Annotated in this window: 12 protein-coding genes and 1 pseudogene; 7 read left to right on the forward strand and 6 right to left on the reverse strand. The window is 70.5% G+C overall.

The features are described 5' to 3' along the window. Positions 1 to 936: a 1,2-phenylacetyl-CoA epoxidase subunit PaaA gene (gene paaA / locus AB0B33_RS22160; protein ID WP_360774702.1), complete on the reverse strand. Its 936-nt coding sequence runs from the start codon at positions 934 to 936 to the stop codon at positions 1 to 3. Next, entirely contained in the window at positions 933 to 2,963 is a 2,031-nt protein-coding gene (gene paaZ / locus AB0B33_RS22165) for a phenylacetic acid degradation bifunctional protein PaaZ (RefSeq protein WP_360774705.1), read from the reverse strand. Before paaZ ends, paaA begins: the two co-directional genes overlap by 4 nt. A gap of 169 nt (positions 2,964 to 3,132) precedes the next feature. Here paaZ and paaI point away from each other — a divergent pair, with 169 nt between their 5' ends. Genes paaI through AB0B33_RS22180 form a run of 3 tightly spaced genes read left to right on the forward strand, consistent with a single transcriptional unit; the run spans position 3,133 to position 5,413 of the window. Beyond that, positions 3,133 to 3,549, forward strand: a complete 417-nt coding sequence (paaI, locus tag AB0B33_RS22170) for a hydroxyphenylacetyl-CoA thioesterase PaaI (protein ID WP_360774708.1) — start codon at positions 3,133 to 3,135, stop codon at positions 3,547 to 3,549. After that, positions 3,546 to 4,823 carry a phenylacetate--CoA ligase PaaK gene (gene paaK, locus AB0B33_RS22175; RefSeq protein ID WP_360774710.1) on the forward strand — a complete coding sequence of 426 codons (1,278 nt, stop codon included), beginning with the start codon at positions 3,546 to 3,548 and terminating at the stop codon, positions 4,821 to 4,823. The genes paaI and paaK overlap by 4 nt, the downstream gene beginning before the upstream one ends. Then, positions 4,820 to 5,413, forward strand: coding sequence for a TetR/AcrR family transcriptional regulator (locus AB0B33_RS22180; RefSeq protein WP_360774713.1), 594 nt, complete (start codon positions 4,820 to 4,822; stop codon positions 5,411 to 5,413). The genes paaK and AB0B33_RS22180 overlap by 4 nt, the downstream gene beginning before the upstream one ends. 1 nt (position 5,414) lies before the next feature. Here the strand turns inward: AB0B33_RS22180 and AB0B33_RS22185 are convergent, their stop codons facing one another. Further along, the gene (locus AB0B33_RS22185) at positions 5,415 to 5,726 is read right to left on the reverse strand and encodes a hypothetical protein (protein WP_247013742.1); all 312 of its coding nucleotides are present in this window, start codon (positions 5,724 to 5,726) and stop codon (positions 5,415 to 5,417) included. Between the two features lie 194 nt (positions 5,727 to 5,920). Here AB0B33_RS22185 and AB0B33_RS22190 point away from each other — a divergent pair, with 194 nt between their 5' ends. Continuing rightward, complete coding sequence (locus tag AB0B33_RS22190) at positions 5,921 to 6,592, forward strand: TetR/AcrR family transcriptional regulator (protein WP_247013743.1); 672 nt, start codon at positions 5,921 to 5,923, stop codon at positions 6,590 to 6,592. On the opposite strand, the gene AB0B33_RS22195 is transcribed toward AB0B33_RS22190, so the two are convergent. After that, on the reverse strand, positions 6,483 to 7,568 hold the full coding sequence (locus tag AB0B33_RS22195; protein WP_360774717.1) for an AraC family transcriptional regulator ligand-binding domain-containing protein: 1,086 nt from the start codon (positions 7,566 to 7,568) through the stop codon (positions 6,483 to 6,485). The genes AB0B33_RS22190 and AB0B33_RS22195 overlap by 110 nt on opposite strands. 79 nt (positions 7,569 to 7,647) lie before the next feature. Between AB0B33_RS22195 and AB0B33_RS22200 the strand changes: the two genes are divergently transcribed. Next, entirely contained in the window at positions 7,648 to 8,742 is a 1,095-nt protein-coding gene (locus AB0B33_RS22200; RefSeq protein WP_360774720.1) for a winged helix DNA-binding domain-containing protein, read from the forward strand. Between the two features lie 85 nt (positions 8,743 to 8,827). On the opposite strand, the pseudogene AB0B33_RS22205 reads toward AB0B33_RS22200, so the two are convergent. Continuing rightward, a pseudogene (locus AB0B33_RS22205) lies at positions 8,828 to 8,920 on the reverse strand (barstar family protein); the annotation flags it as partial. Positions 8,921 to 9,069: 149 nt separating this feature from the next. On the opposite strand from AB0B33_RS22205, the gene AB0B33_RS22210 reads away from it, so the two are divergent. Next, positions 9,070 to 10,539 (forward strand): NAD(P)/FAD-dependent oxidoreductase, encoded by a 1,470-nt coding sequence (locus tag AB0B33_RS22210; RefSeq protein ID WP_360774723.1) that lies wholly within the window; start codon positions 9,070 to 9,072, stop codon positions 10,537 to 10,539. Continuing rightward, the gene (locus tag AB0B33_RS22215) at positions 10,536 to 12,197 is read left to right on the forward strand and encodes a GMC family oxidoreductase (protein ID WP_360774726.1); all 1,662 of its coding nucleotides are present in this window, start codon (positions 10,536 to 10,538) and stop codon (positions 12,195 to 12,197) included. Before AB0B33_RS22210 ends, AB0B33_RS22215 begins: the two co-directional genes overlap by 4 nt. Here the strand turns inward: AB0B33_RS22215 and AB0B33_RS22220 are convergent, their stop codons facing one another. Next, positions 12,198 to 13,538, reverse strand: a complete 1,341-nt coding sequence (locus tag AB0B33_RS22220; protein ID WP_360774728.1) for a hypothetical protein — start codon at positions 13,536 to 13,538, stop codon at positions 12,198 to 12,200. Between the last annotated feature and the right edge of the window lie 27 nt (positions 13,539 to 13,565).

The raw sequence follows: 13,565 nt of genomic DNA on the forward strand, positions 1-13,565 counted from the left end.
TCACTTGCGCTCCTTCTTCTCCGCGTGCGCCACGGCGGCTTCCCGCACCCACGCACCGTCTTCGTGCGCGCGGCGCCGGTGCGCGATCCGCGACGCGTTGCACGGGCCGTTGCCCTTCAGCACGTTCTTGAACTCGTCCCAGTCGACCGCACCGAAGTCGTAGTGCCCGCGCTCGGCGTTCCACTTCAGGTCGGGGTCCGGGAAGGTGACCCCCAACGCGGCAGCCTGCGGGACCGACATGTCGACGAAGCGCTGCCGCAGCTCGTCGTTGGTGTGCCGCTTGACCTTCCACGCCATCGACTGCGCGGTGTTCGGCGAGTCGGCGTCCGGCGGGCCGAACATCATCAGCGACGGCCACCACCAGCGGTTCACGGCCTCCTGGACCATCTCCCGCTGCTGATCGGTGCCGCGCATCATCGTCATCAGCAGCTCGAACCCCTGCCGCTGGTGGAAGGACTCCTCCTTGCAGATGCGGATCATCGCCCGCGCGTAGGGCCCGTACGACGACCGGCACAGCGGCACCTGGTTGCAGATCGCCGCGCCGTCGACCAGCCAGCCGATCACGCCGACGTCGGCGAAGGTCAGCGTCGGATAGTTGAAGATCGACGAGTACTTCTGCCTGCCGGTGATCAGCTTGTCGGTCAGGTCGGCGCGGTCCGCGCCCAGCGTCGCCGCCGCGGAGTACAGGTAGAGGCCGTGGCCGGCTTCGTCCTGCACCTTCGCCAGCAGGATCGCCTTGCGCCGCAACGACGGCGCCCGCGTGATCCAGTTGCCTTCGGGCTGCATGCCGATGATCTCCGAGTGCGCGTGCTGCGCGATCTGGCGGATCATCGTCTTGCGGTAGCCCTCGGGCACCCAGTCGCGCGGCTCGATGCGCTGGTCGCGCTCGATGACGGCTTCGAACTGCTCCTGAAGCTGTGTCCCATCCAAGGTCACGGCTGCTCCTTCGACACCAGGGTCAGGACGTCGTACTTCGCCACGGACTCGCCCTCGGCGTTGGTCACGTCGGCGTCCCAGCGGACCTCGCCGTACTCCTGGTCGATCCGCGGGGTGATCTGCTTGGCGGTGAGCGTCACGGTCAGCGAGTCGCCGACCTTGACCGGCGTGAGGAAGCGCAGGTTCTCGAGGCCGTAGTTGGCCAGCACCGGGCCGGGCTCGGGCGAGACGAACAACCCCGCGGCGAACGAGACGACCAGGTAGCCGTGCGCGACGATCCCGCCGAACAGCGGGTTCGCGGCGGCGGCCTCGGGGTCGGTGTGGGCGTAGAACGTGTCGCCGGTGAACTCGGCGAAGTGGTCGACGTCCTCCTGCGTGACCGTGCGCGGCCCGGCGACGACCGAGTCGCCGATGCGCAGCTCGGCCAGGGACTTGCGGAACGGGTGGACGTCGCCCTCGGTCCGCGGCGCGCCGGTCACCCAGCGGCCGGTCACCGCGGACAGCACCGCGGGCGAGCCCTGCACGGCGGTGCGCTGCATGTGGTGCAGCACGCCGCGGATGCCGCCCATCTCCTCGCCGCCGCCCGCGCGGCCGGGGCCGCCGTGGACCAGCTGCGGCATCGGCGAACCGTGGCCGGTGGACTCCTTCGCGTCCTCGGCGTCCAGGACGAGCAGGCGGCCGTGGAACGGCGCCGCGCCCAGCACGACCTCGCGGACGAACTCCCGGTCCGCCGACACGATCGACCCGGCGAGGCTGCCGCCGCCGCGCGCGGCGAAGTCGACGACCTGCTCGGTGGACGTGTAGGGCATCAGCGTCGAGACCGGGCCGAACGCCTCGACCTCGTGCGGCTCCGAGCGCTCCGGGTCGGCCTTGAGCAGCACCGGGGAGATGAACGCGCCGCGCTCGGCGTCGGCGTCGACCACGTCGACCTTCTCCGGGTCGCCGAAGACGACGCTGCCGGCGTCCAGCAGCGCCTTGAGCGAGCGCCGGACCTCCTCGCGCTGCTCCAGGCTGGCCAGCGCGCCCATCCGGACACCCTCGGCCGCCGGGTTGCCGACGGTCACCTTCGCGAGCCGCGCCGACGCGGCAGCGGCGACGTCGTCGAGCAGCTCCGCGGGCACGAACGCGCGGCGGATCGCGGTGCACTTCTGGCCCGCCTTGACCGTCATCTCGCTGGTCAGCTGCTTGACGAACAGGTCGAACTCGGTGGTGCCCTTGACCGCGTCCGGGCCGAGGATCGAGCAGTTCAGCGAGTCGGCCTCGGCGTTGAACCGGACGGCGTTGCGGATGATCGCCGGGTGCGCCCGCAGCTTCTGCGCGGTCGAGGCCGAGCCGGTGAAGGACACCAGGTCCTGCGCGGTGACGTGGTCGAGCAGGTCGCCGACGCTGCCGGCGACGAACTGCAGCGAGCCCTCGGGCAGGATCCCCGACTCGATGATCAGCTCGACCAGCCGCGCGGTCAGGTACGCCGTCGAGCTGGCCGGCTTGACCAGGCTCGGGACGCCGGCGAGGAACGCGGGGGCGAACTTCTCCAGCGGGCCCCAGACGGGGAAGTTGAACGCGTTGATCTGCACCGCCACGCCCCGCAGCGGCGTCGCGATGTGCTGGGCGACGAACGTGCCCCCGCGCGAGAGCGGCTCGACCGCGCCTTCGACGTAGACGGTGTCGTTCGGCAGCTCGCGCTTGCCCTTCGAGCCGTAGCTGAACAGGACGCCGATGCCGCCGTCGATGTCGAACTTCGAGTCACCCAGCGTGGCGCCGGTGCGCGCGGAAAGCGCGTACAGCTCCTCGCGGTGCTCGCGCAGGTGCGAAGCCAGCGCCTTCAGCAGGGCCGCGCGCTGGTGGAACGTCAGCTCACGCAGCGCCGGGCCGCCCACGCGGCGGCCGTACTCCAGCGCGCCCGCGAAGTCGACGCCCGCCGACGAGATCCGGGCGACCTCTTCGCCCGTGGCCGCGTCGTGCAGCGGGACGCCATCGCCGGACGCCGTGTGCCACTCCCCGGAGACGTAACTGCGCAGCAATGCCATCAGGTCCGACCTCTCCCGCCGAATTACCTACCGGACGTTCAGTAATTGCCATGGTAGCCGCTGGCCCCGGAGATCGGAAGGGGCGGTGCTTGACACGGCCCCGAGCACTGCCTTTACTGAGCGACACCGCGAGGTGACCGTCCATTCGGTCAGTCTGGAGAGCGAGCACATGACCAACGCCGCGCACACCATGTTCGCCGCCGACGAGGCTTCCCGCGCGCTGGGGATCGAACTCGTCGAAGCGGGCGAAGGCCGGGCCGTGGCGACCATGACGATCACCCGCGAGATGGTCAACGGCCACGACATCGCCCACGGCGGGTACGTCTTCCTGCTCGCCGACACCGCGTTCGCCTGCGCCTGCAACACCCACGGCCCGGTGACCGTGGCCGCGGGCGCCGAAATCTCGTTCGTCGCGGCCGGCCGGCTCGGCGACCACCTCGTCGCCACGGCCACCGAGCGCACCCGCTACGGCCGCAACGGCATCTACGACGTCACCGTGCACCGGGAGACCCCCGGCGGGCCCGAGGTCGTCGCCGAATTCCGCGGCCGCAGCCGCGCCATCTCCGCGAAACGGGGCGACGCATGATCGAGGCGAACATCGGCGCGGACGAACTGGCCGCCCTCCAGCTGGAACGTCTGCAGTGGACGCTCAGGCACGCCTACGCGAACGTGCCCGCCTACACGCGGAAGTTCGACGCCGCCGGCGTGCACCCCGACGACTGCAAGGAGCTCGCCGACCTGGCGAAGTTCCCGTTCACGACCAAGCAGGACCTGCGCGAGAACTACCCGTTCGGGATGTTCGCGGTGCCGCAGGCCGACGTCCGGCGCATCCACGCCTCCAGCGGCACCACCGGCAAGGCCACCGTCGTCGGCTACACCGAGCAGGACATCGACACCTGGGCGACGGTGATGGCCCGGTCGATCCACGCCGCGGGCGGGCGGCCCGGGCACAAGGTGCACGTCGCCTACGGCTACGGCCTGTTCACCGGCGGGCTCGGCGCGCACTACGGCGCGGAGAAGCTGGGCTGCACGGTGATCCCGGCGTCGGGCGGCATGACCGCGCGGCAGGTGCAGCTGATCACCGACTTCCGGCCCGAGATCATCATGGTCACGCCGTCGTACATGCTGACGCTGCTCGACGAGTTCGAGCGCCAGGGCGTCGACCCGCGCTCTTCTTCGCTGAAGGTGGGCATCTTCGGCGCCGAGCCGTGGACCGAGCAGATGCGCGCGGAGATCGAGGAGCGGTTCGCGCTCGACGCCGTCGACATCTACGGGCTGTCGGAGGTGATGGGGCCGGGCGTCGCGCAGGAGTGCGTCGAGACGAAGGACGGCCTGCACATCTGGGAGGACCACTTCTACCCCGAGGTGATCGACCCGTACTCCGAGGAGGTCCTGGGCAGCGGGGAAACCGGCGAGCTGCTGTTCACGTCGCTGACCAAGCAGGCGCTGCCGATCATCCGCTACCGCACCCGCGACCTCACGGCGTTGCGCCCCGGCACCGCGCGCCCGGCGTTCCGGCGGATGGACAAGGTGACCGGCCGCACCGACGACCTGATCATCCTGCGCGGGGTCAACGTCTTCCCGACGCAGATCGAGGAGATCGTGCTGCGGACCGAAGGGCTGAGCCCGCACTTCCAGCTCGTCCGGTCCACGCGCGGGCGGCTCGACCACCTGACCGTGCTGGTCGAGGCGCGCCACGACGCTCCGGGCTCCCAGCGGGAAGCTGCGGCTGCCGCGCTGGTGAGCGGGGTGAAGGACGGCGTCGGGGTGACCGTGTCGGTGGACGTCGTCGACCCGGACACCCTCGAGCGGTCGATGGGCAAGATGCGGCGGATCGTCGACCAGCGGGAGACGCCGTGACCGCGCCCCGCCGCGGGCGCCCCGGCTACGACCTCGAATCGCTGCTGCAGGTGGCGGTGAAGCTGTTCAACGAGCGCGGCTACGACGGCACGAGCATGGAGGACCTCTCCCGCAAGCTCGGCATCACGAAGTCGGCGATCTACCACCACGTGCCCAGCAAGGAAGAACTGCTGCGGCTGTCGGTGGACCGGGCGCTGGACGGGCTGTTCGAGGTGGCGGCGTCGACCGACCGGCTCGACGGCCCCGCGATCGACCGGCTGGAACACCTGGTCCGCGGCAGCGTCCTGGTCCTCGCCGACCGGCTCCCGTTCGTCACGCTGCTGCTGCGCGTGCGCGGCAACACGAAGGTGGAGCGCGCCGCGCTCACCCGCCGGCGCGAGTTCGACCGCCTGGTGACGGACCTGGTGAAGCAGGCGGTGGCGGAGGGCGACCTCCGCCCGGACGTCGACCCGGCGGTGACCGCGCGGCTGGTCTTCGGCATGGTGAACTCGCTGATCGAGTGGTACCGCCCCCGGCGCGGCTCGTCGGCGGAGGAGGTCGCGGACGCGGTCTGCAAGGTGGCGTTCGAGGGCCTGCGCACCGGCTCGTGAGTCACTCGCCCGCGGTCCGCGGGGGACGGCCCGACTGCCACAGCAGCGCCTCGCGCAGCTGCTCGATCAGCCGTTCGTCGTCCGCTTCGGACGGGTCGATGCCGAGCGGGATCCACTGCTCGGAGACTTTCGCACCCTCGTCGTAGCCGGTGATCACGATGCCCGAGTACGAAAGCGATTCCTCGTCCGCGCAGTCGCCGTCCGGCGGTGGCTCTTCGACCTCGAAGCCCTCGTCGAAGCTGACGTGGCGATGCTGCAGGCGGACGCTCACCCAGCGTCCGGCCTGCCGGATCGGCGCGTCTTCTTCGGTCATCGGCTCCTGCCACCGGTCACGGGTCCCTGCCGTCTCGTCGCATCCGGGTGCCGGGGAGTTACCGGCGGGTTGTTCCGGTTGCGTAACGGCGGCGGCCGGCGTGAAACATGCCGTGCCCGCCACCGGAGCCACCCCTCTTGACGAGGGGTCAACTACTTGTTGACAGGCTGCCGATCCCCCGCGAGGCTGAGCGGATGACCAGTGGCACCCGGCCGCGGCGGCGCCGCCTCGAACCGGCCGAGCGGCGGGCGGAGATCCTCGCCGCCGCGCGGCGCCTGTTCGGGGCGGGCAGCTACGCGTCGGTGTCCACTTCGGACATCGCCGAGGCCGCCGGGGTGGCGCGCCCGCTGATCAACCACTACTTCGGCGGGAAGCGCGAGCTCTACCTGGAAGTCGTGCGGCAGCTGATGATCGTGCCCGCGCCGGTCACCGAAGCGCTGCCGGACACCACGATGGAGCAGCGGCTGGCGATCGGCGTCGAGCGCTGGATCGAAGTCGTGGACCGCAACCGCGACGCGTGGCTGACCGTCATCGGGCCCGAGTCGGCCGGACGCGACCCCGAAATCGAGCGGATCATGCTGGAGGCCGACGAAATCGCCGCCGACCGCGTCCTGGAGGCCGCGCTGATGACCGGCGTGACCGAAGGCCGCGAAGAGCTGCGCGCGATGATCCGGTCGTTCGGCGGGATGCTGCGGGCGGCGTCGCGCGAGTGGCTGATCCGCGGCACGCTCGACCGCGCGGCCCTGCGCACCTTCCTCACCGACTCGATCCTGAACCTGCTGAAGCTGACCTACCCGGCGGTGCTTGCCGAGCGGCGCGGAAGCGACGGGCGAACGCCGCCGGCGTCATCCCGGTCCAGCGCTTGAACGCGTAGATGAAGCTCGACGCCTCGGCGTACCCGAGCCGGTAGGCGACGTCCTCGACCGACAGCACGCCGGTGTCGAGCAGCTCTTCGGCCAGCGTGTGGCGGACTTCGTCGACGAGTGCCCGGTAGCTCGTGCCCGCTTCGGTGAGCCGACGGCGCAGCGTGCGCGTGCTGAGGGTGAGCTGGCGGGCGATCTCGTCCATCCCGGCGTCGACCCCGCCCAGGCGGACCAGCCGTTCCCGGACCTGCTGCGAGATGCCCGAGCGCTGCCGCCGCCGCGTGACGAGCGCTTCGCACTGCGCGGCGCACAGGGCGACGGTCTGGTCGTTGGCCTGCGGCAGCGGGAGCAGCAGCAGCTCCGGGTCGAGCGTCGCGCGGCAGGCGTCGGCGTCGAAGCGGGGACGCAGCCCGAACGTCGTCAGGTAGGCGTCCGGAGCGGCCGCCGGGTGCCGGAAGCTCAGGTCGTCCAGCGCGATCTCCGGCAGCAGGTCGCGCATCACGGTGAAGATGGCGGCCAGGTCGCGCAGCACGAGGAACCGGGCGACGTCGGCGGGGACGCGGGTGTCGTCGAGCTCGAGCGTCAGGCGGTCGCTTTCGAGCGTGACGCGCGGGATGCAGAAGGCGAAGCTGAGGTCGAAGTAGCGCAGCGCGAACAGCATCGCGTCGCGCAGCGTCGGGCTGCTGATGCAGGCGAAGCCGAAGATGCCGAAGGTGGTGACGCGGTAGCGGCTGCCGAGCTCCAGCGCCGTCGCGTCCGAACCGTCCAGTTCGCTCAGCGCCCGGACGACGGCGAGCTCCTGGCGGGCGTCGACCTGGACGCCGGCGTCGGTGAGCAGCTCCGGCGACAGCGTCGTGGCGGCGAGCAGCTTTTCGGCGGGCAGGCCGCGTTCGGCGGCGAACCGGGTCATCAGTTCGATGCTCGCGGTGCCGCGCGGGAAGTCCCAGTCCCCGACGGCGGGCGCGGCGAGCTCGGCCATGGCCGGAAGTATGGATCACGCGCTATCCGCGTGCAATCGAGGACCGGAACTGTCCGGGGTGATCGTTAGGGTGAGCGCCGTGGAGACCTTGAGCCGACGGGCCCTGAACCGGGCGACGCTGGAGCGCCAGCTGCTGCTCCGCCGCGCGAAGATGTCCGCTTTCGAAGCGGTGGAACACCTGGCAGGGCTCCAGGCGCAGGCGCCGTTCCCGCCGTACTACGCGCTGTGGCCGCGGCTGCACGGTTTCCGGCCGGCGGAGCTGGCTTCGCTGCTGGAGAGCAGGCAGGTGGTCCGGATCGCGCTGATGCGCGGCACGGTCCACCTGGTGACGGCGGCGGACGCCTTGGCGTGGCGCCCGGTGGTCCAGGTGCTGTACGAGCGCGACCTGAAGTCGAACACCCAGCACGCGGCTCCGCTGGCGGGGCTGGACCACACCGAGGTCGCCGCGGCAGCGCGGGAGCTGCTCGCACGCTCGCCGCTGTCGAGCACGGCCCTGGGCGCGGAGCTGGCACGGCGGTGGGACGCGCCCGCGGCGTCGCTGACCCACCTGGCACGGGGGCGGCTGCCGCTGGTGCAGACCCCGCCGCGCGCGATCTGGGGCAAAGCGGGGCAGACGACGTACGCGTGCCTGGAGGAGTGGGTGGGCTCGCCGCTCTCGCCCCCTTGGCCGGCTTCGCTGATCTCGCGCTACCTGCGCGCGTTCGGCCCGGCGTCGGTGGCGGACGTCCAGACGTGGGCGGGCATCACGCGCCTCGGCGAGGTGGCGGCGTCGATGGACCTGCGGCGCTACCGCGATCCGGACGGCCGGGAGCTGCTCGACCTGCCGGAGCTGTCGGTGCCGGACCCCGACGTGCCGGCCCCGCCGCGGCTGCTGGGGCCGTTCGACCAGACGATCCTGTCGTACGCGGACCGGACGCGGGTGGTTTCGGACGACTACCGCAAGCGGGTGATCACGCAGAACGGGCTGGTGAAGGGGACCTTGCTGGTGGGCGGGTACGTCCGCGGGTTCTGGGAGATCAAGACGGCGAAGAAGGCGGCGGTCGTGGAGCTGACGCCGTTCGAGAAGCTGCCGAAGCGCGACTTGGCGGCGTTGGAGAGCGCGGCCGGGCAGCTGATGAGCTGGGCCGAGCCGGCCGCGGAGACCCAGGAGGTGAGGGTGCTGGCCGCAGCGTGACGCCGGCGGATTCGAGCACTTCGCGGACCCGCGGCACCTCGGGGTCCGCGACGGTGAACGGGGCGGTCGCACCGGAACCGCCTCTCAGGCAGTCGGCGAGCGCGTCGAGGTTCCGGCCGAAGTACCCGCCCGGGCCGTTCACCGCTTCACCGAGCGCGCAGGAGAAGCTCGTGAGGTCCGCGTGGCGGCCACCGCGCGGGAACCCACTCGGCGATGTCGAGCCGAAGCGGGCTCAGCTCGGTCTCGATCCTGTCGTGGCCGGAATTCTCGATCGAGTGACCGATCGTGTCCTGTTGTCACAGCCTCCCGATGCGTAACTTCCCCTGCATGAGTAGTTCGGCGAAGGGGCCGTCGGTGCTGATCGTGGGCACCGGGTTCGGCGGGATCGGGACGGCGATCGAACTGCGGCGCGCCGGGTTCACCGACTTCACGATCCTGGAGAGCGCCGCCGAGGCCGGTGGGGTCTGGCGCGACAACACCTACCCCGGCGCCGCCTGTGACATCCCGTCGCCGCTGTACTCCTTCTCCTTCGAGCCCAACCCGCGGTGGCCGAAGCGGTTCTCGCACCAGCCGGACATCCTCGCCTACCTGCGCGGCGTCATCGCCAAGTACGGGCTCGAGCCGCACATCCGGTACCGGACCGAAGTCACCTCCGCCGCCTTCGACGAAGCTCGCGGGCTCTGGCGCGTCGAGACCAAAAACGGCGAGACCTACGAAGCGAACGTCTTCGTCCCCGCCGTCGGGCAGCTGTCGCGGCCGGTGCTGCCCGCCATCCCCAACCGCGAGAACTTCGCCGGTGACGCCTTCCACTCCGCGCGGTGGGACCACGACGTCGACCTGACCGGCAAGCGCGTCGCCGTGATCGGGACCGGGGCCAGTGCCGTGCAGTTCGTGCCCGAACTGCGCAAGCGCGCCCAGCACGTCACCGTCTTCCAGCGGACGCCGCCGTACGTCATGGCGAAGTCCGATCCGAGCTACCGGCCGTGGCAGCACTGGCTCTTCGAGCACCTGCCGCCCACGCAGCTGCTCGGCCGGCTGCGGATCTTCCTGCTCGCCGAGTACGCGACCTACGCGATGACGAAACACCCCGTGCTGGCGAAGATGTTCGAGCTGCGGACCGCGCAGCTGCGCCGCCGCCACATCAAGAACCGGGAGCTGCGCGCGAAGCTGACGCCGTCCTATCCCCTGGGCTGCAAGCGGATCCTCTTCACCAACGACTACCTGCCCGCGCTCGCCCAGCCGAACGTCGACGTCGAGACGCGGCGGATCACCGAGATCACCGAGAAGGGCGTGCGGGTCGAGGACGGGACCGAGCTCGAAGCGGACGTCCTGGTCTACGGCACCGGGTTCGCCGCGACGGAGTTCCTCGGCCGACTGTCGGTGACCGGCCTCGGCGGGCGATCGCTGCAGGACGAGTGGTCCGGCGGCCCGCGGGCGTACCTCGGCATGGCCGTGCCCGGGTTCCCGAACCTGTTCTGCGTCTACGGCCCCAACACCAACCTCGGCGCCGGGTCGATCATCTACATGATCGAGCGCCAGGCCCGGTACATCCGGCAGGCGGTGGAGCAGCTCGCGCGTCCCGGCGTGTCCTATTTGGACGTCCGGCCCGAGGTCGAGCAGCGCTACGACGACGAAGTGCAGAAGCGCCTGGGCCACAGCGTGTGGAGCGCCTGCACGAGCTGGTACCGCCAGGCCGACGGCCGCGTCACGACGAACTGGCCCGGCCTGGTCACCGAGTACGACCGCCGGACCCGGCGGCTCGACCCCGCGGACTACCGCATGGGAGCAGTGGCGTGACGGACTACGACGTCCTCGTGATCGGCTCGGGCTTCGGCGGCAGCGTGACGGCGTTGCGGCTGACCGAAAAGGGTTACCGCGTCGGCGTGCTGGAGACCGGACGCCGGTTCGCCGACGACGAGTTCGCGAAGACGTCGTGGCGGCTGCGGAGGTACCTGTGGGCGCCCGCGCTGGGCTGTTTCGGCATCCAGCGGCTGACGCTGCTGAAGAACACCTTCGTGATGAGCGGTTCCGGCGTCGGCGGTGGTTCGCTGGTGTACGCGAACACACTGTACGAACCCCCGGACAAGTTCTACGAAGACCCGCAGTGGGCGCACATCACGGACTGGAAGGCCGAGCTGGCGCCGTACTACGACCAGGCGAAGCGGATGCTCGGCGTGGTCGAGAACCCGGCGACGACGCCCGCGGACCGGGTGCTTCGCGAGGTGGCCGACGACATGGGCATCGGGCACACGTACCGCCGCACGCCGGTCGGCGTCTACTTCGGACAGTCCGGGGTGGACCCGTTCTTCGGCGGCGCGGGCCCGGCACGCCAGTCGTGCACGCTGTGCGGCGAGTGCATGACCGGCTGCCGCGTCGGCGCGAAGAACACGACCGTCAAGAACTACCTCTACCTGGCCGAACAGGCCGGCGCGGTGGTCCACCCGCTGACGACGGCGGTGTCGGTCCGCCCGGTCGACGGCGGGTACGCGGTGGACACGGTCCGCACCGGCCGCCGCTCGCGCCGGACGTTCACCGCGCAGCAGGTGGTGTTCTCCGCGGCCGCGCTGGGCACGCAACGGCTGCTGCACCGGCTGCGGGACAACGGGACGCTGCCTTCGCTGTCGCCGCGGCTCGGGCTCCTGGCGCGGACGAACTCCGAAGCGGTGCTGGCGGCGCGGTCGTTGCGCGGCGACACGGACTACACGCGCGGTGTCGCGATCACGTCGTCGATCCACCCGGACGAGGTCACGCACGTGGAGCCGGTGCGGTACGGCCGCGGCAGCAACGTGATGGGCCTGATGGCGACGGTGCTGGTGGACGGCTCGCCCGGGCGTCGCCGCTGGGTGCTGGGGTTGCGCGAGCTGTGGCGTTCTCGCCGCGACCTGCTGCGGATCCACAACCCGCGCCACTGGTCGGAGCGGATGATCGGGCTGCTGGTGATGCAGACGCTCGACAATTCCGTGACGACGTACACGAAACGCGGCCTGTTCGGCCGCCGCATGACGACCCGCCAGGGAGCGGGCTCGCCGTCGCCGGAGTGGATCCCGGCGGGCCACGAGGTGACCCGCCGGGTGGCGGAGAAGATCGGCGGCCTCCCGCAAGGCGCGTGGACGGACATGGTGAACATCCCGATCACGGGCCACTTCATCGGCGGCTGCACGATCGGCGACTCCCCTTCGACGGGCGTCGTCGACCCGTACCAGCGGCTGTACGGGTACCCGGGACTGCACGTGGTGGACGGCTCGGCGATCACGGCGAACCTGGGTGTGAATCCGTCGCTGACGATCACGGCGCAGGCGGAGCGGGCGATGGCGTTCTGGCCCAACCGCGGGGAGGCGGACCCACGCCCGGAACTGGGCGCGGAGTACCGGCGAGTGGCGGCGGTGGCGCCGAAGAACCCGGCGGTGCCGTCGGACGCGCCGGGAGCGCTGCGGTTGCCGGTGGTGGAGCGGTGATCAGCGGCCCCAGGTGGCGGGGCCGCTCGAGGTGATCAGGACGCGCTGGGCCACGAACCGGATGAGGTCGAGGTCGTAGGTGAGCAGTTTCGACTCCCTTCCGAAGGGACGCAACGGCTCTCCTCGGCCGTTTCCGCCTTCCTTGCCGTGGACGATCCGGCAGCGCAGGTCGTAGATCCGGTCGGAGACCTGCTCGACGAGCGACGCGCTGGTGTCCTTCGGGTTGAGCAGCCGGATGTCGGAGATCCGCTTCTTGTCGGCCATCGCCGCGGCGCCGTGGGGATGACCTTCGAGGTAGCCGACGAGCGCACTGGCGTCAACGCAGCGTGTCACGGTCGCCTTCAACTGCTCCCGCTCGGTCGCCGAGGTACGACCCGTGTCGGTGACCATCTCGATGACCCGGCCGAGCACGACGTCGTCATCGTGGTCGAAGCGTGGATCCCTGAGCACGTCGCGGAGCTTCTGGATGGCGGCCACTCGCGCGTACTTCGGCATGAAGAATTCGAGCACCTGGTAGTAGGCGAGGTATTCCAGCAATGGCGCCGACACCAGCGTTCGCGCGTAGAGGTACAACGACGCCGCGTCATAGTTGTGCGCGAGAACGGGAAACCTCGGCATCTTGGTCGACAAGGCATCCTCGTCGCTCGGTTCGGAAGCCCACTCCACACGGTAGTCCTTCTTCAGCCGGAACGCTAAGCCGTAGCTCAGATCGAGGTCGATGAAGAACGAGGTGGAGATCTCCTGGAGGAGTCCTAGCGCTTGGTCGTGCCGTTCCGTGGTGACACCGGTGATCGCGACGCCCCACGTGCGCGGATTCTCCCGGCAAGCGACTCGTAACGCCCTCGGTGGCGGCCGCTGAATCGTGATCGACAGTCCTTCCACAGATGGGTGTTCGACACGCAATCTGACCGGTTCACGGAAGGCGGTCTCAGTCAGCGCCTCGCCCTCACGTGGGGCCAGGTCCGGGTCGTCCTCCGGCATCGGCACCAGCCCCGGGATCTTCTTCTGAGCAAGACCGAACCCGTCGGCCGTGTACCCGAGGGCAGCGACCACCGTGCCGGACGCCCGGTCGAGGAAGGCATCGTAGTCACCGAGGAAAACCCAGTGCGCGAAGTCGGTCGAAGCCCAGTCCGGCGCGTCCCGCCGCGATATGCGCACTTCCCGGGCTATCCGGCCGGCGGGGAAGTCGATCTGCAGTTCCGGCTCGCCGACGATCGCTACGGTCGGGTGAGCGTTCCAGCGCAGGGTCCACACCTTCAGCCCGGCAGCGTGCGCACGATCGGCGATCTCCCGCAACTCCGGGGCCAGCTCGTCATCCTGCTCCGCGTCCGAAGGAGTCACGGTCGCAGAGCCTGGCACATCCAGCCG

The organism is Amycolatopsis sp. NPDC049159 (assembly GCF_040648295.1).
Classification (GTDB): Bacteria; Actinomycetota; Actinomycetes; order Mycobacteriales; family Pseudonocardiaceae; genus Amycolatopsis; species Amycolatopsis pretoriensis_A.

Coding starts and splice junctions, on each gene's coding strand:
- AB0B33_RS22190 (WP_247013743.1), top strand. CDS start 5,921: ATGACCAGTGGCACCCGGCCGCGGCGGCGCCGCCTCGAACCGGCCGAG.
- AB0B33_RS22195 (WP_360774717.1), bottom strand. CDS start 7,568: ATGGCCGAGCTCGCCGCGCCCGCCGTCGGGGACTGGGACTTCCCGCGC.
- paaZ (WP_360774705.1), bottom strand. CDS start 2,963: ATGGCATTGCTGCGCAGTTACGTCTCCGGGGAGTGGCACACGGCGTCC.
- paaI (WP_360774708.1), top strand. CDS start 3,133: ATGACCAACGCCGCGCACACCATGTTCGCCGCCGACGAGGCTTCCCGC.
- paaK (WP_360774710.1), top strand. CDS start 3,546: ATGATCGAGGCGAACATCGGCGCGGACGAACTGGCCGCCCTCCAGCTG.
- AB0B33_RS22185 (WP_247013742.1), bottom strand. CDS start 5,726: ATGACCGAAGAAGACGCGCCGATCCGGCAGGCCGGACGCTGGGTGAGC.
- AB0B33_RS22210 (WP_360774723.1), top strand. CDS start 9,070: ATGAGTAGTTCGGCGAAGGGGCCGTCGGTGCTGATCGTGGGCACCGGG.